The organism is Streptomyces sp. NPDC001532 (genome assembly GCF_040298625.1).
Taxonomy (GTDB): domain Bacteria; phylum Actinomycetota; class Actinomycetes; order Streptomycetales; family Streptomycetaceae; genus Streptomyces.
Map to the genome: position 1 here is coordinate 16,475 of NZ_JBEPAL010000023.1, position 16,378 is coordinate 32,852.

General features: G+C 74.0%; 15 protein-coding genes and 1 pseudogene. 10 read left to right on the forward strand and 6 right to left on the reverse strand.

The genetic code is table 11. The features are described 5' to 3' along the window. Positions 1-26: 26 nt before the first annotated feature. Positions 27-2,105 (forward strand): MDR family MFS transporter, encoded by a 2,079-nt coding sequence (locus ABT232_RS21405; RefSeq protein WP_351842196.1) that lies wholly within the window; start codon positions 27-29, stop codon positions 2,103-2,105. On the opposite strand, the gene ABT232_RS21410 is transcribed toward ABT232_RS21405, so the two are convergent. Further along, positions 2,089-2,889: a cobalt-precorrin-6A reductase gene (locus ABT232_RS21410; protein WP_351842198.1), complete on the reverse strand. Its 801-nt coding sequence runs from the start codon at positions 2,887-2,889 to the stop codon at positions 2,089-2,091. The two genes, ABT232_RS21405 and ABT232_RS21410, sit on opposite strands and share 17 nt — an antisense overlap. Before the next feature lie 121 nt (positions 2,890-3,010). Here ABT232_RS21410 and ABT232_RS21415 point away from each other — a divergent pair, with 121 nt between their 5' ends. Then, the gene (locus ABT232_RS21415; protein WP_351842200.1) at positions 3,011-3,517 is read left to right on the forward strand and encodes a DUF6174 domain-containing protein; all 507 of its coding nucleotides are present in this window, start codon (positions 3,011-3,013) and stop codon (positions 3,515-3,517) included. Positions 3,518-3,528: 11 nt separating this feature from the next. Here ABT232_RS21415 and ABT232_RS21420 read toward each other — a convergent pair whose 3' ends face one another. Beyond that, positions 3,529-3,951, reverse strand: a complete 423-nt coding sequence (locus ABT232_RS21420; protein WP_351842202.1) for a PaaI family thioesterase — start codon at positions 3,949-3,951, stop codon at positions 3,529-3,531. 77 nt (positions 3,952-4,028) lie between these two features. Between ABT232_RS21420 and ABT232_RS21425 the strand changes: the two genes are divergently transcribed. Together ABT232_RS21425 and ABT232_RS21430 are read left to right on the forward strand one after the other, a co-directional pair. Beyond that, complete coding sequence (locus ABT232_RS21425; protein WP_351842204.1) at positions 4,029-4,463, forward strand: MarR family winged helix-turn-helix transcriptional regulator; 435 nt, start codon at positions 4,029-4,031, stop codon at positions 4,461-4,463. An 85-nt stretch (positions 4,464-4,548) separates the two neighbouring features. Then, positions 4,549-5,370 carry an HAD-IIA family hydrolase gene (locus ABT232_RS21430; protein WP_351842206.1) on the forward strand — a complete coding sequence of 274 codons (822 nt, stop codon included), beginning with the start codon at positions 4,549-4,551 and terminating at the stop codon, positions 5,368-5,370. Between the two features lie 10 nt (positions 5,371-5,380). On the opposite strand, the gene ABT232_RS21435 is transcribed toward ABT232_RS21430, so the two are convergent. From ABT232_RS21435 to ABT232_RS21445, 3 genes are all read right to left on the reverse strand, one after another. Beyond that, the gene (locus ABT232_RS21435; protein WP_351842208.1) at positions 5,381-6,154 is read right to left on the reverse strand and encodes a sulfite exporter TauE/SafE family protein; all 774 of its coding nucleotides are present in this window, start codon (positions 6,152-6,154) and stop codon (positions 5,381-5,383) included. 131 nt (positions 6,155-6,285) lie between these two features. Then, positions 6,286-7,797 (reverse strand): long-chain-fatty-acid--CoA ligase, encoded by a 1,512-nt coding sequence (locus ABT232_RS21440; protein WP_351842210.1) that lies wholly within the window; start codon positions 7,795-7,797, stop codon positions 6,286-6,288. Positions 7,798-8,112: 315 nt separating this feature from the next. Then, positions 8,113-9,300 (reverse strand): thiolase family protein, encoded by a 1,188-nt coding sequence (locus tag ABT232_RS21445; protein ID WP_351842212.1) that lies wholly within the window; start codon positions 9,298-9,300, stop codon positions 8,113-8,115. A 166-nt stretch (positions 9,301-9,466) separates the two neighbouring features. On the opposite strand from ABT232_RS21445, the pseudogene ABT232_RS21450 reads away from it, so the two are divergent. The 5 genes and pseudogenes from ABT232_RS21450 to ABT232_RS21470 form a co-directional block, all read left to right on the forward strand. Beyond that, positions 9,467-10,282: pseudogene (locus ABT232_RS21450) on the forward strand (alpha/beta hydrolase); the annotation flags it as partial. Between the two features lie 366 nt (positions 10,283-10,648). Next, complete coding sequence (locus ABT232_RS21455; RefSeq protein ID WP_351842214.1) at positions 10,649-11,131, forward strand: Dps family protein; 483 nt, start codon at positions 10,649-10,651, stop codon at positions 11,129-11,131. Positions 11,132-11,207: 76 nt separating this feature from the next. Beyond that, positions 11,208-11,540 carry a DUF3140 domain-containing protein gene (locus tag ABT232_RS21460; RefSeq protein WP_351842216.1) on the forward strand — a complete coding sequence of 111 codons (333 nt, stop codon included), beginning with the start codon at positions 11,208-11,210 and terminating at the stop codon, positions 11,538-11,540. Further along, positions 11,537-12,184: an endonuclease gene (locus tag ABT232_RS21465; RefSeq protein ID WP_351842218.1), complete on the forward strand. Its 648-nt coding sequence runs from the start codon at positions 11,537-11,539 to the stop codon at positions 12,182-12,184. Before ABT232_RS21460 ends, ABT232_RS21465 begins: the two co-directional genes overlap by 4 nt. A 62-nt stretch (positions 12,185-12,246) precedes the next feature. After that, entirely contained in the window at positions 12,247-13,059 is an 813-nt protein-coding gene (locus ABT232_RS21470) for an SAM-dependent methyltransferase (protein ID WP_351842220.1), read from the forward strand. 95 nt (positions 13,060-13,154) lie between these two features. On the opposite strand, the gene ABT232_RS21475 is transcribed toward ABT232_RS21470, so the two are convergent. Beyond that, complete coding sequence (locus ABT232_RS21475) at positions 13,155-14,399, reverse strand: amidohydrolase (protein ID WP_351842222.1); 1,245 nt, start codon at positions 14,397-14,399, stop codon at positions 13,155-13,157. Between the two features lie 506 nt (positions 14,400-14,905). Here ABT232_RS21475 and ABT232_RS21480 point away from each other — a divergent pair. After that, positions 14,906-16,378: a serine/threonine-protein kinase gene (locus ABT232_RS21480; RefSeq protein ID WP_351842224.1), complete on the forward strand. Its 1,473-nt coding sequence runs from the start codon at positions 14,906-14,908 to the stop codon at positions 16,376-16,378.

Here is a 16,378-nt window from a genome sequence, read left to right on the forward strand (position 1 = left end):
GCCTCGGGCGGTGTGATCGTGGCCCCGTGACGATCACCGAGGAGCCCGCGCCGCCCGCCGCACAGCCTCCCGTGCTGGACGTCCGGCGCCGGAACGTCGTCTTCGTGACGATCATGCTGGGGATGCTGCTGGCGGCCCTCGACCAGACGATCGTGGGCACCGCCCTGCCCACCATCGTGTCGGACCTGGGCGGGGCGGAGCACATGTCGTGGGTGGTGACGTCGTATCTGCTCGCGGAGACCGTCGCGACCGTACTGGTCGGCAAGTTCGGCGACCTGTTCGGCCGCAAGGTGGTCTTCCAGGTCTCGGCGATCGTGTTCATCACGGGCTCGTTCCTGTGCGGTCTGGCCACCGACATGCCGCTGCTGATCACCTGGCGGGCGATGCAGGGCATCGGCGCGGGCGGGCTGATGGTGACGTCGATGGCGCTGATCGCGGACGTCATCCCGCTGCGCGAGCGCGGCAAGTACCAGGGCGCGATCGGCGCGGTGTTCGGGGTGTCCACGGTCATCGGGCCGCTGCTCGGCGGGCTGTTCACCGACCATCTCTCCTGGCGCTGGGCGTTCTACGTCAACGTGCCGATCGCGATCGTCGTGGTGGCGGCCGCCGCGCGCACCATCCCGGGGGTGAAGTCGGCGTCCCGGCCGGTCATCGACTACCTGGGCATCGCCCTGGTCGCGGTCGGCGCGAGCGCGCTGATCCTGGCGACGAGCTGGGGCGGCGTCGAGTACGCCTGGGGTTCGGCGGTCGTCATCGGGCTGTTCGCGCTGGGCGTCGTCGCGCTCGGTCTGTTCTGCTGGGTGGAGACCCGCGCGGCCGAACCGATGCTGCCCATGCGGCTGTTCGGCAATCCCGTGTTCACGGTGTGCTCGATCCTCAGCTTCATCGTCGGTTTCGCCATGCTCGGCGCGATGACGTATCTGCCGAGCTATCTGCAGTACGTCGACGGCGACTCGGCCACCGTCTCCGGCGTACGGACGCTGCCCATGGTGGTCGGTCTGCTGATCGCGTCGATCGCCAGCGGCAACGTGGTCAGCAAGACCGGCCGGTACCGCCTCTTCCCGATCGTCGGGTCGGTGGTGATGGGGCTCGGGCTGTTCCTGATGTCCCTGATGGGGCCGTCGACCGGCGTCTGGCGGGAGTCGCTGTACATGTTCGTGCTGGGCACCGGCATCGGTCTGTGCATGCAGGTGCTCACGATCGCCGTGCAGAACACCGTCGAGTACGCCGATCTGGGCACCGCGACCTCCGGCGTCACCTTCTTCCGCACCCTGGGCAGTTCGTTCGGCACCGCCGTCTTCGGCACCATCTACGCCAACACCCTGGAGCCCAACCTGCGCGACGGTGTCGCGGCGGCCGTGCGGACCGGCGGCGGGGATCCGTCGGTCGTGGCCCGGGCGGCGACCAGCCCGGACGGGCTGCACGAGCTGCCGTCCGCGGTCGGCGCCCCGATCGTCGACGCGTACGCGGACACCCTCCAGACAGTGTTCCTGTGGACCGTGCCGATCGTCGCCGTGGGCTTCGTGGTGGCGCTGTTCCTGAAGGAGGTGCCGCTGCGCGACAGCGCGCGGATGGGCTCCACCGACATGGGCGACGGCTTCGCCTCACCGGCGGGCGCGGACTCGCGGCGGGTCCTGGAGGCCGCCGTCGGGAAGATCATCGGCGGCATGGACCAGGAGACCGCCCGCCGGCTCCTGACCGGCTCCGACACGCGGCTGGACGTGGCCGGGGCCTGGGCGGTGATGCAGGTCGAGCTGTTCACCCGGCTGGTCGGCCACGCGAGCCTCGGGCTGATCGCGGTGCGCCGCCGGATGCCGCCCGAGGTGCTGCTGCCGGTCTTCGACCGGATGGTGGACGAGGGCTATCTGACCCGCGACGGCTCGATCCTCACCCACACCCCGGCGGGCGCCCGCGAGGCGCGGGTCATCTCCGAGGCGTGGGGCACCTGGCTGAAGGAGCGGGTACGGGAGGACATCGGCCGCCCGTCGGGCGCGGAGCTGCGGGCCGCGGTGGACACGATCGCCAAGCGGCTGCTGGTCGAGGACCTGAGCCATGGGCTCGCCCCGCGACCGGAGCAGCGGCCGGCGCTCACCGGGGCGCGCTGAGCCCCGAGGAGACGCCCCTTCCCCCGCCCGGCGCACCGGGACCCGGCCCCAGGCCCAGCCGGGCGAGGGCCTCCGGTACGCCGGGGACCGCGGTCACGCCGTCCGGGAGCGGCGGGCGGCGTACGACCACGACGGGCAGAGCGAGTTCCCGGGCGGCCGTGAGCTTGGCCGCGGTCGCGGCGCCGCCGCTGTCCTTCGTCACCAGCACGTCGACGCGGTGCTCGCGCAGCAGTGCCCGTTCGTCGGCGAGGGTGAACGGCCCGCGCGCCAGGACCCGCACCATGTCCGGCGGCATCGGCGGCTCGGGGGGCTCCACGGACCGTACGACGAAGTGCAGCCGGTCCAGGTGGGCGAAGGCCGCGAGGTCCATCCGGCCGGTGGTGAGGAGGACCCGGCGGCCGAGGCTCGGCAGCAGCTGTGCGGCGGCGGCGAGTGAGGCGACCGGGTGCCAGCGGTCGAGGGGTTCGGGGCGCCAGCCCGGTCGGCGCAGCACCGTCAGGGGCAGTCCGGTGGCGGCGCAGGCGTGTGCGGCGTTCGCCGTGATGGTCATGGCGAAGGGGTGGGTGGCGTCGACGACGGCGTCCACGGTGTGCGCGCGCAGCCAGTCGGCCAGCCCCTCGGCGCCGCCGAAGCCGCCGACGCGCACCTCACCGGCGATCGCCCCGGGCCGTGTCACCCGCCCGGCCAGCGAGGTGGTGACCCGCACTCCTGGGTGTGCCGCCAGCTCGGCGGCGAGGTGGCGGGCCTCGGTGGTGCCGCCGAGGACGAGGATGTGGCGGGGCATGGCGCCGAGCGTATCGAACGCCTGACGGGCCTTTGGCGTCGTAGGAACGACCGCGGTCGGCCGTCGAGCGCCGCCGCGGCACCGGACCGCCCGCCCGCCCGCCCGTCGAGAGGATGCCGCCATGACCGCTGTCCGCCGCACCGCCCGCTCCCGGCTCACCGCCGCCCTGCTGACCGGAGCGCTGCTGGCGGTGGTCTCCGCCTGCGCGGGTGAGGCGTCGAACGATCCGGGAGACGGGGGACCACGTGGGGGCCGGGGCGGCCAGGGGGACGGTGGCACCGGTTGGGTGGAGCCCGACGCCTACTCGTTCACGCTGAGGTCGAGCGAAGGGGAGCGGTCGTTGCTGGGCACCTTCCGGGTGACCGTGCGCGACGGCGAGGTCGCCGACGCGGTCGGCCTCGACGAGAGCGGACGCCGGGTGGTGGCCCGGCTCCCCGGCGAGGTGCCCACCCTCGGCGAGCTGCTGGCCCAGGTGCGGCAGGCGCGCCATGACGGCGTGTACGCGGCGGAGACGGAGTACGCCGCGGACGGCCATCCGGTGCGGGTGTTCCTGGACGGGGAGCGCGACGCCGTGGACGACGAGGCGCTGTACGTCATCAGCGACTACGAGCTGCCGGACACCGCGTAGGCGCAGAGCGTTCAGGTGTCCTGCGGGACCGCGATGGTGCCCTGGGCGACCGCGCACAGCGTCTCGACGCCCGTGTCGTCCACGGTGGCCAGATCGCAGCGGCAGACCACGCGGGTGCGGCCGGCGCGGACGACGCTCGCGCGGGCGCGCAGCAGGGTTCCGACGGCGGGGCGCAGGTAGTCGATGGTGTAGCCGGAGGTGATGAGCCTGGCTCCGGCGACGGCTCCGGCGGCGAAGGTGAGGGCGTTGTCGGCCGCGTAGCCGAGGACGCCGCCGTGCAGGAAGCCGTACTGCTGGCGCAGGTCGTCTCGGATGTCCAGTTCGAGGGTGGCGCCGCCGTCGCCGAAGGTCACCAGGCGGGCGCCGAGGAGTTTGCTGAAGGGCTGGTCGTCGAGCACCCGCCGGGCGGCCGCGAGATCCGGGATGCCGTTCACTTCCCACCTCACCGAGATGTCACTTCAGTAGTGAAGTGAGGCTCCCGCGCGGCGGTCGCATCTGTCAAGATCCCCCCATGGGGAGCGACAGCGAGTCCGACGACCGGCTCTACTTCCTGCTGCAACGCGCGGCGCACCGGCTGCGGACGTCCGCCGACCGCCGCTGTCTGGCCGCCGCCGGCGTCACCACCGCCCAGCTCGGCGCGCTGTTCGCGGTGCGCGACGAGCCGGGGCTCACCCAGCGGCGGCTCGCCGAGGTGCTGGGGCTGCGCGAGTCCGCGGTGACCGGGCTGGTGGCGCGGCTGACCAGGGCCGGCCTGCTCGCCAGGCGGGCGCATCCGCGCGAGCACCGGGCCGTGGTGCTGGAGCTGACCGAGGAGGGGGCCGCCGCGCTGCGCGCCGCCCGGCCCGAGATCGACCGCTTCAACGGGGAGCTGCGCGCCCTGCTCGGCGAGCGCGAGTTCACCGGTACGGCCGCCGCGCTGGACCGTCTCGCCCAGTGGGAGAGCTGACGGCGGGAGAACCGACGGCGGGAGAACTGGCGGCGGGAGGGCTGACGGCCGCCCGTGTCGGCGGTGGCGCGGTTATGGTCGTGTCATGGACCCGGTGCGAGCCGTGCTCATCGACATCGACGGCGTACTGACCGTCTCCTGGCAGCCGCTGCCCGGCGCGGTGGAGGCGCTGCGGGAGATCCGGGCCGCCGGACTGCCGTTCGTCCTGGTGACCAACACGACGTCCCGGACCTGCGCGTCGATCGCCGGGACGCTCGCGGACGCGGGGTTCCCGGTGTCCGCCGACGACATCCTGACCGCGCCGGCCGCCACCGCCGCGCATCTCGCCGAGCGGTGTCCCGGGGCGCGCTGCTACCTGCTGAACAGCGGGGAGATCGAGGCGGACCTGGAGGGCGTGCGCCTGGTGGGCGAGGCGGGCGACGAGGGCGCGGACGCCCCGGACGTGGTGCTCGTGGGCGGCGCCGGGCCCGAGTTCGGCTACGCGGCGCTCGACCGTGCCTTCGGCTGTCTGCAGCGCGGGGCGCGGCTGGTGGCCATGCACCGCAATCTGTACTGGCGTACGGACGAGGGCCTGCGGCTGGACTCGGGGGCGTTCCTGGCCGGGCTGGAGCAGGCGGCGCGTACGGAGGCGGAGGTGACCGGGAAGCCGTCGGCGGCGTTCTTCGGGGCGGCGCTGGCGCGGCTGGGCGCCGGTGCGGACGAGGCGGTGATGGTGGGCGACGACATCGAGTCCGATGTGCTCGCCGCCCAGCGGGCCGGTCTGACGGGGGTCCTGGTGCGGACCGGCAAGTACCTGCCGGAGACGCACCGGGCGGCGAGCGGCGAGCCCGATCACGTCGTCGACTCGTTCGCGGACCTTCCGGCGCTGCTGGGGCTGCGCGACCGTCCGGCGGAGGGTGCCTCCTAGGGGGGGTCCGTCAGCGCAGCAGGAGTTGCAGGGCGCCCAGCACCGTCGCGGCGATGACGAGCTGCTCGAACAGGCGCTGGTTGATGCGGTCCACGGCCCATCTGCCCAGCAGCGCTCCGGGCAGCACGAAGAGGACGAGCGCGGCGTCGAGGAGCAGCGAGGAGCCGTCGATCAGGCCGAGGCCCGCGCTGAAGGGCACCTTGGACACGTTGACGATCAGGAAGAAGAACGCCGAGGTGCCGAGGAAGCCCAGCTTGCGGAAGCCCGCCGACAGCAGGTACATCGCCATCACCGGCCCGCCCGCGTTGGCGACCATCGTGGTGAAGCCGCCGAGCACACCGTAGGAGCGGGCCTTGATGCGGCCCGCGCGGCCGGTGACCGAGTCGGGTTCGTCCGTCCGCTCGGCGGTGCGCCGCCGCCACACCGTCAGCGCCGTCATCAGCAGCAGGATCGCGCCGATCGAGGTGCGGACGATCTCGTCGTCGGCCCACATCAGGAACGCCGTGCCGATGACCACGCCGGCCGCGACCGCCGGGAACAGCCGCCACAGCGTGGGCCAGTGGGCGTGCCTGCGGTAGGTGAGGACGGCGAGCACGTCCCCCGCGATCAGCAGCGGCAGCAGCACGCCCGTGGAGGCGCGGGCAGGCAGCACCGCCGCGAAGACCGCGAGGCTGATCGTGTTGGCGCCGCTCACCGCGGTCTTGGAGAAGCCGACGAGCAGGGCCGCGAGGGCCAGCACGGCGAACTCCCAGCCGGTGATGTGCCAGAGGTTCATGGTGTTCATGCGGGCACCGATGCTATGTGCACGCATCTGCCCGCGGTCAGCGGGTCTCACCTGGTGACATGCCGTCGTGCGGCAGCACAGCGGTGCCACCGCACGACGATGTACGACGGGGTACGGGCGGACTGCCCGGGCTACTGTCCGGCGTACCGGGACCGCAGTTCCCGCTTGAGCACCTTCATGCTCGGCCCCAGCGGGAGCGCGTCCGTGAACTCCACGCGCCGCGGGTACTTGTGGCGCCCGAGGTGCTCCTTGGACCAGTCGGTGATCCCGTCGGCGTCGGCGGCGCTGCCGGGGGCCGGGACGACCACGGCGCACACCTCCTCGCCGTGCAGCTCGTCCGGCAGGCCGATGACCGCGACCTGGGCGACGCCCGGGTGGCGCATCAGGATCTCCTCGACCTCGCGCGGGTAGACGTTGTAGCCGCCGCGGATGATGACGTCCTTCTTGCGGTCGACGATCCGCAGGAAGCCCTCCTCGTCCTTGGTGCCGAGGTCACCGGTACGGAACCAGCCGTCGACCATCGCCTCGGCGGTGGCCTCGGGGCGGCCGAGGTAGCCGGAGAAGACGTTGTGGCCGCGGATCACCACCTCGCCCAGCTCGCCGGTCGGCAGCAGCTCGATCCGGTCCTCGGTCTCCGCGCGGGCGATCTCCACGTCCACGCCCCACAGCGGATGCCCGATGGTGCCCGCCTTGGTGCCGAACACCGGCTGGTTGACGGTGGCCGTCGGGGAGGTCTCGGACAGCCCGTAGCCCTCGAAGATCCGCGCCCCGAAGGCCTTCTCGAACCGCTCCAGCACGGCCACCGGCAGCGAGGCACCGCCGGAGATGCACACCCGCAGCTCGGGCAGCGCCGCCGCCTCGGCGGCCGCGGCGACGAGGGAGACGTACATCGTGGGCACCCCGTGGAAGGTGTCGACCTTCTCCTCGACCATCAGCTCGATGGCGCGCGCCGCGTCGAAGCGGGGCAGCAGCACGAGGGTGGCCCCGGCCCGCCAGACGGAGTTGAGGGAGACCGTCTGCCCGAAGGCGTGGAACAGCGGCAGCGCGCCGAGCGCGATGTCGTCGGGGCGGACGTCGTTGGCGTCGAAGGCGTTGACGGTCGCGTTCATCACCAGGTTGAAGTGGCTGAGCACGGCGCCCTTGGGGACACCGGTGGTGCCGCTGGTGTAGAAGACGACGGCCGGGTCGTCGGCGTCGCGCGTGACGTACGAGGGCAGCGGCCGGGCGTCCACCGCGAGCTTGTCGAACTCGGCGCCGAGGGTGACGACCCGCACCCCGGCGGCGTTCGCGGCGGCCGTGCCCGCCTCGGCCTGCGCGGGGTGACAGAGCAGCAGGGTGGCGCCGCTGTCCTTCAGTACGTGCTCGATCTCCGAGGCGGACAGCAGCAGGTGGACGGGGACCACGACACCGCCGGCCGCCGCGATCGCGTAGTACGCGGTCGGGAACTCGGCCACGTTGGGCGCCATCAGGGCCACCCGGTCCCCGGGCCGCAGGCCGAGCTCGACGAGGGCTCCGGCCCGGGCCAGGGCGCGCTGCCAGACCTCGGCGAAGGTGAGGCGCAGGTCGCCTTCGACCAGGGCGGTCTTGCCGGGGCGGCGACGCGCGTTCTCGGCGAGGATGCTGGCGAGGGACAGGGTTGCCATGGAGGGGTGCTCCGTTTCGTTGCGGCTCAGGCGGGTGTGCGGCTGCGGCTGTGCGCCCTGCGGCTGCGGGTCTGCGGGGTCCGGGATGTCCGTGGCGTGGGGCTAGGGCCGCGTGCCAGGCACCGGGAGCAGGCGGGAATTGTCGGACAGGCCTTAGGGGGTGTCTCGTCGATCAGGCCGGATCAGCGAGCGGCGTCCGGTGCCGTGCATCGCAAGGCGGAGGAGGGCGGCATGGCGGAGCCATGGCAACCGACGACAACGCGGCGAGGCGCGGTGCCAGGCGCCGGGAGCCCGGCATGATCGGCGAGACGCCCCCTAGTGCCTCTCGACCAGCACCGCGCTCCCCTGCCCCACCCCCACGCACATCGTCGCCAGGCCGCGGGCCGAACCCGTGCGGCGCATCCGGTGCAGCAGGGTGGTCAGGATGCGGGCGCCGGAGCAGCCGAGCGGGTGGCCCAGGGCGATCGCGCCGCCGCTCGGGTTGACCAGGTCGGGGTCGACGCCGAGCTGGTCCACGCAGGCGAGGGCCTGCGCGGCGAACGCCTCGTTGAACTCGGCCTCCTGGAGGTCGTCGACGCTCCAGCCGGCCCGGCCGAGGACCTTGCGGGTGGCGGGGACCGGGCCGATGCCCATGACATCGGGGTGCACGCCGGCCGAGGCACCGGCGACGTAGCGGCCCAGGGACTCCAGGCCCAGCTCGTCCAGGGCCTCCTCGCTGACCAGGAGGAGACCGGCGGCGCCGTCGTTCATCGGGGAGGCGTTGCCCGCGGTGACGGTGCCGCCGTCGCGGAAGACCGGCTTGAGGCGGGACAGCTTCTCGTACGACGTGTCCTCGCGGACGCACTCGTCGCTGTCGACGACGACCCCGTCCGGGCGGGTGACCGGCAGCAGCTCGGCGTCGAAGTGGCCGTCCTTGCGGGCGACGGCGGCGCGCTGGTGGCTGCGCAGGGCGAACTCGTCCTGGCGTTCGCGCGAGACGCCGTACCGGACGGCGACCTCCTCCGCGGTCTCACCCATGGCGAGCAGACCGTGCAGCTCCCGCATCGCCGGGTTGACCAGGCGCCAGCCGAGCCGGGTGTCGGCGGTCTCGATCCGGTGCGGCAGGGCCTCGTCCGGGCGGGGCAGCACGAAGGGGGCGCGGCTCATGGACTCGGAGCCACCCGCGAGCACGATGTCGGCCTCACCCGCGGCGATGGTCCGCGCGGCGGTGGTGACGGCCTCCAGACCGGAGGCGCACAGCCGGTTCACAGTGGCACCGGGTACCGACTCGGGCAGGCCCGCGAGCAGCGCGGCCATCCGGGCGACGTTGCGGTTGTCCTCGCCCGCCTGGTTGGCGGCGCCCCAGTAGACGTCGTCGATACGGGCCGGGTCCAGCTCGGGGACGTCGGCGACCAGGCCGCGGATCACGGCCGCGGCGAGGTCGTCGGGCCGCACCGAGGACAAAGCTCCGCGCAACTTGCCGATGGGGGTGCGGCGGGCGGCCGCAAAGTGGACGGGACGCACGTGGGACTCCTGACCGTCATCGCTCAGCAGACAAGAACAGCTTCGGCATCAACTTCGGCATCAGCATTAATTAGCACTGCTAGTTTTGGACTATAGACCTCCGGGCGGCCCCCTGGGAAGATCCCCCGAAACCTTCCGGAACTCCCTCGACGTCGCTGGAGCAGCCATGACCGACGCCCGCGAGCACGTCCTCGCCAGAACCCGCGGCGCCATCACCGCCCGTGAGTGGCCGCACCCGCGGCCCCGGTACCTGGCCGTCCTGGCGCACGGCTACGGCGAGCACATCGGCCGCTACGCCGAGCTGGCCGGGGTGCTCGTGGAGCACGGCGCGGCCGTGTTCGGACCCGACCACATCGGGCACGGCGCCTCGGCGGGCGAGCGGGTGGTGATCGAGGACTTCGAGGACGTCGTCACCGATCTGCACGCGGTGGCGGAACTGGCGCGGGCCGGCCGACCGGACCTGCCCATCGTGCTCATCGGGCACTCCATGGGCGGCCTGATCGCCGCCCGCTACGCCCAGCGGTACGGCGCCGAACTCGCCGCGCTGGTGCTGTCCGGGCCGGTCATCGGCGCCTGGGACACACCGGCGCGGCTGCTCGCCCACGAGGCGGCGCACGGCGAGATCCCCGACATCCCGGTCAACCCGGCGGCCCTCTCCCGCGACCCCGGCGTCGGCGCGGCCTACGCGGCGGACCCGCTGGTCTGGCACGGCCCGATGAAACACCCGACGCTCCGGGCGTTCGTCCGCACCCTGGCGGACGTGGCCGAGGCCGGTGACGTGGGCGGGCTGCCGGTGCTCTGGCTGCACGGCGACGACGACCGTCTGGTCCCCCTCGCCGGCAGCCGGGCCGGCGTGGAACGTCTGAGCGGAGGCGCGCTCACCGCGCGCGTGTTCCCGGGCGCGCGCCACGAGGTGTTCCACGAGACGAACCGGCAGGAGGCGTTCACGGAGGTGACGGCTTTCCTCGACGGCGTACTGGATCGCGTGCTCGACGGCGCACACGACGGCGTACTCAACGGCGCACACGATGGCGTGCACGACGGCGTGCACAACCGTGGGCCCGGCGACGGGCCCGGCGACGGGCCCGGCGACGGGCCCGCGCCCGGACTCGACGATGGGCCCGCGGGCGCGCCCGCTCTCTGAGCGCGCGGCGCGGCACGCACCCCCGGCGTCACGTTTGCGCCGTTACGCCCGGGGCACCCGCGCCCCCAGGAGCGGTTGCGGTGAGCGGCCCGCGCCGGGACAGGACGCCGAGTCGTCCGTCCCCGTGGGCGCCTCGGGGCCCTCGCGACGCGCCGCTCCGTACGTCCAGACCTCTGGGACGACGTGAGAAGGAGAAAGCCCGCGATGACCGTAGTGAAGAGCACGCTGCCCGACGACGCCCGCCGCATCGCCACCGACGCGCTCCAGGAGACGCTGGTCGATCTCCTCGGGCTGTCACTGATCGGGAAGCAGGCGCACTGGAACATCGTCGGACCCCGGTTCCGCTCGATCCACCTCCAGCTGGACGAGGTGGTCGCGACGGCCCGTACGCACGCCGACACGGTGGCCGAGCGCTCCTCCGCGCTGGGCGTGCCGCCGGACGGCCGTCCGGAGACCATCGCCGCGCGGTTCACGCTGCCGAGCCCGAAGGACGGCTGGGTCCGCGACACCGAGGTGGTCCAGGTGATGGTGGAGTCGCTGGAGGCGGCGATCGGACGGCTGCGGGAGCGTATCGAGGCGACCGACCGTCCGGATCCGGTCACCCAGGACCTGCTGATCGCCATCACCGGCGACCTGGAGAAGCAGCGGTGGATGTTCGACGCGGAGAACTTCCCGCGCGACGAGTGACCCCGCGCCCGGGCCCGCGCCGAGCGGGCCCGCGCGCACGCTCCCCATGGCACGCAATCCAGGAAAGGGACAGGCCGTGACCGACTCCCTCGAACTCGACGCGCTGTGGGAGGACTTCCACCGCGTGGTGAACATGACCTCGCAGGAGCTGGCCGCCTGGCTGCGGGTGCGTGACGCGGACGAGGCGTCCGAGTCGCTGCCGGACCAGGCGGGCCCGCCGCTCGGACAGCAGGTTCTCGCCATCCTCCGCAAGCGGCGCACCGATCTGACCGACGCGGACGTCCGGGTGATGGCGCTGGTGGTCGACATGGTGTCCGGGCGCACCGACATGGCGAACGAGCCGGAGGGCGACCGCACCAGCCGGCGCCACGAGCTGATGACGATCGGCCACGACCCGCTGAAGCCATGACCGATCCACGGCACGTGGTGCGCGAGCTGGTGCGGGCGCACGGGCGGACGTACGCCGAGGAGGCCGGCATCCGCCTGAAGGACACCCCGCAGCCGCTGTACCGGCTGCTGGTGCTGGCGGTGCTGCTGAGCGCACGGATCCGGGCCTCGGTCGCCGTCGCGGCCGCGCGGGCCCTGCACGAGGCGGGGCTGCGCGATCCGCGGCGGATGGCCGGGGCCGACTGGCAGCAGCGGGTGGACGCGCTCGGCGAAGGCGGCTACCGGCGCTACGACGAGCGCACAGCCACCATGCTCGGTGACGGCGCGCGGCTGCTGATCGAGCGCTGGGGCGGCGATCTGCGGCGGCTGCGCGAGGAGGCGGACGGGGACGTCGGCGCGCTGCGCCGGCTGCTGCGGGAGGTCCCCGGCATGGGCCCGGCAGGCGCCGACATCTTCCTGCGCGAGGTACAGCGCGTCTGGCCGGAAGTGGCTCCCCACATCGACACCAAGGCCCTGTCGGGCGCCCGGCGGCTGGGGCTGCCGGAGGACGCGAACCGGCTGGTCGAACTCGCCGGAGACGCCGAACCGGCCGTGCTGGCCGCCGCGTTGGTGCGGGCGGCGCTGGCGAAGGAGGTGGCCGAAGACACTCTCCGCCGCGCCGCATGATCGTGTCAGACTGCTCGCATCCCAGGGCCGCGTCGCCGGCCCGCCGAGCAGAGGAGCGCAGTGTGACGGGGACCGAGCCGACCGTGCGGCGGATCGACACGACGCGGCCCCATCCGGCCCGCGTGTACGACTGGTACCTGGGCGGCAAGGACAACTACCCGGTCGACGAGGAACTCGCCCGGCAGATCATGGCGATCGACGGCGGCGCCCCGCGCGCCGCCCGCGGCAACCGCTGGTTCATGCAGCGGGCCACCCGGCTGCTGGTCCGGGAGGCGGGCATCCGCCAGTTCCTCGACATCGGCTCCGGCATCCCGACCGAGCCGAACCTCCACCAGATCGCCCAGGCCACCGCGCCGGAGTCCCGCGTCGTCTACGTCGACAACGACCCGATCGTCCTCGCGCACGCCGCCGCCCTGCTGCGCGGCACCCCGCAGGGCGCGACGGACTACGTGCAGGCGGACGTGCGCGAGCCGGAGCGGATCCTCGAACAGGCTGCCCAGACCATCGACTTCGACCGTCCCGTCGCCCTGTCCCTGATCGCGCTGCTGCACTTCATCGCGGACGAGGACGGCGCCTACGAGCTGGTGGACAGGCTGGTCGGCGCGCTGGCGCCAGGCAGCGCGCTGGTGCTGTCCGCGATGACCGCCGACTTCGAGCCGGAGAACGTCCACCGGGGCATCGCGGCGTACACCGCGGGCGGGGTGCCCCTGGTGGCCCGCTCGCAGGCGGAGGTGGGCCGTTTCTTCACCGGGCTCGACCTGCTGGAGCCGGGTGTCGTGTCCGTCGTGGACTGGCGTCCGGAGCTGGCGGAGGGCGAGTCCGACCTCGGCCCGGGCCCGGTGTCGCTCTACGGGGCGGTGGGCCGCAAAGCCTGATCGGCCCGGCTGATCGGCTCGGCTGATCGGCACCCCGGCCCGCTGGGCCGTCGCTGGAGCCCGATCGGCTCGGGCACCGGGCGGGCGTGGTCCGATCAGGTGAGCCGGCCGAGCGCCGCCGACACCAGCGTCCGCACGCCCGGCACCAGCGCCGCGAGATCGGGCGCGAACAGCGGGCTGTGATTGGCGGGCACCGCGGCCAGCTTCTCCGCCAGACCCTCACCGGGCGCCGCCGCCCACATGTCCGGCGGGGTCGTGGTGACGAACCAGTAGTCGTACGGCACCCCTTCGGGCGCCAGGTGGGAGAAGTCCTCGCTGCCGGTCGCCGGACCGAGGTCGAGCACGGCGCCCGCGCCGAACAGCGCGCGGTGGACGGCGGTGGTCTCGGCGTCGAGGGCGGCGTCGTTGACGGTGGTCGGGAAACCGTCCGGGGCGAGCGTGATCTCGGGCGGGGCCGGGCAGCCCGCGGCCGCGCACTCCCCCTCGGCGATCCGCCGCACGGCCGCGAGGACGCGGTCGCGGACGCCAGCGTCCTGGGTGCGCAGGTTCAGCCCGAGCCGCGCCTCGGCGGGGATGACGTTGTGCCGCGTCCCGGCGTGGAACCGGCCGACGGTCAGCACCACCGACTCCTTGGCGGCGACCTCCCGCGCGACCACCGTCTGGAGCCGGGTGACGAGGTGCGCCGCGGTGACCACCGGGTCCACCGCGGCCTCGGGCCGTGAGCCGTGACCGCCGCGGCCGTGCACCACGATGTCGAGGTCGTCGGAGGCCGACAGGATCAGACCGGGTGTGTGCGCGTACGCCCCGACGAGTCCCGGGGCGGCGTGCTGGCCGAACAGCGCGTCCGGGCGCGGGAAGCGCTCGTGGAGGCCGTCGGCGACCATCGCCGCCGCTCCCCCGCCGGCCTCCTCGGCGGGCTGCCCGACCACGACGACGGTCCCGGACCAGGCGTCCCGTCCGGCGGCGAGCGCTTCGGCGGCGCCCGCGAGCCAGGTGACGTGCAGATCGTGGCCGCAGGCGTGCATCACACCGTCGACGGTGGAGGCGTACGCCAGCCCGGTCGCCTCCCGCACGGGCAGCGCGTCCATGTCGGCGCGCAGCCACACCACCGGCCCGTCCCCGTGGCTCAGCACGCCGACCACGCCGGTACCGCCGACGCCTTCCGTCACCGTGTACCCGGCCGCGCGCAGCCGGTCGGCGAGGGCGGCGGCGGTGCCGTGCTCCTCGAAGGACAGCTCGGGGTGGCGGTGCAGGTCGCGGTAGAAGTCCTCCAGTTCGCCGACCTTGAGGTCGGCGGTGAGCTCCTGCGTGAGGCGGGCGACGGCGGCCGGATCGCTCATGCTGCTTCCTTGCGCTGGACGGCGGGCGGGGCGGTGCTGCGCCCGATCCATCCTGCACCGCCGGACGCCCCACGGCATGCCGTCGGCCGTGGCGTCCAGCCGGCCGAGGCGGCGGGGGCACCCGCACCCGGCACACCACCGGGCCGAACCCTCGACGGCGGCCGGGACGGACCGGACCGGCCGGTGGGCCGCGAGGGGCCGACGCCCGGCGCCCGGTGGACCCGCCCGCGGCCCGCGGCCCGTGGCCCGCGGCCGTGGCCCGCGGGTGCCGGACGATGGTCAACCCAACTCCGTGCCGCGAGGGTCCCGTTCGGGGCGGCGCGGCCGTGGCGCCGCCGGTCGCGGAGGTCGCCGTCGGGCGGGGCGACCGGCGCCCGAGGTGATCGACAACCTCGTACGGCCGGTACGCTGTGCCAGCCGCGGCGCTTTTCCCCACATCACCCGCACCCGCGCGGTGAGTTACGGCCCGCGGCGGTCGACTCACTCAGGACGAGGACGAAGCACAGGTGCTCATAGCGGGCCGTTACCGGCTGCAGGACCCGATCGGGCGCGGCGCGATGGGAGAGGTCTGGCGGGCCTACGACGACACGCTCGGCAGGCCGGTCGCCGTCAAGCTGCTGCTGCCCCAGGACTCCGACACCACCGCGGCCTCCCGGTTCCGGCTGGAGGCCCAGACCGCCGGCCGGCTCCACCACCCGCATGTGGTCGGCGTCCTGGACTTCGGTACGTACGAGGACCGGCTGTTCCTGGTGATGGAACTGGTCGAGGGCGACAGCCTGGCCGGGCTGCTCGCGCGCTCGGGGCCCCAGTCCGCCGACCGGGTGGCCAGAATCGCCGCCGAGGCCGCCGCCGGACTCGCCGCCGCCCATCAGCAGGGCATCGTGCACCGGGACATCAAGCCCGCCAACCTGCTCCTGGACACCGACGGCACGCTCAAGATCGGTGACTTCGGCATCGCCCGCTTCATGGACGACCCGGCCGCCGCGCTCACCGCGACCGGGCAGATCGTCGGCACCAGCCTGTACATCGCCCCGGAGCGCGCGCTGGGCAAGCCGGCCGGCCCGGCCAGCGACGTCTACTCGCTGGGCTGTGTGCTCTACCAACTCCTGACGGGCGCGCCGCCGTTCCAGGCCGACAGCGCGATCGCCATCCTCCACCAGCACCTCGACGCCGCGCCGACCCCGCCCCGGCAGTGCGGCGCCCAGCTGCCGCCCGCCTTCGAGAACTACCTGCTCGGTCTGCTGGCCAAGCAGCCCGAGCACCGGCCGGGCGCCGCGCAGGTGGCCGAGTGGTTCGCGTCGGGCGCCTGGCAGGGCCGCGCCGAGCCGCTGCCCGCGGCCGCGCCGGGACTCCCCGCCGAGGGCCCGCGGCACGATCCGCACCCCACCTCGCACCCCGCGCCGCACTCCGCCGCGCACCGGGCGCCCCACCGCGAGTCACACGCCGCCCAGCACGGGCAGCCGCACGGTCAGCCGCACCCGCAGTCCCGCACCCGGTCGCGCTCGCTCGGCGAGTCCGGTCAGGCGACGACGTACATGCTGCCGTCCTCCGGCGGACCGGGCTCCCGGCGCCGCGCGCCGTCCGGGAACGGACGGAAGGTGGCGGCCGGGGCCGCCGGCATGGGCCTGTTCATCGCGGCGGTGGTCACGGGGATGCTGTTGTTCTCGCCCGACGACAGCGGCACCGAGAGCTCCCGCACGGATCCCTCCGCCACCGCCGACCCCTCGGGTGCCGCGTCGAGCGCGCCGCAGGACCAGGCGCCGGCCGCCGACTCCCAGGACTCCCGGGAGCAGAGCCAGGTGCGGACGCCGGCGGTGGACGCCGATGCCCCGGTCGCCGGGACCACCGCCCCGGGCACGGACGCGCCGGTGACCGCCACCACGGCGCAGGTGCCCGCGGCCGACACCGCGGCCCCGGCCGCCGAGACCCCGGCACCGGCGGCCGACACGCCTGCCGGCGACGAGGGCGAGGACGACTGA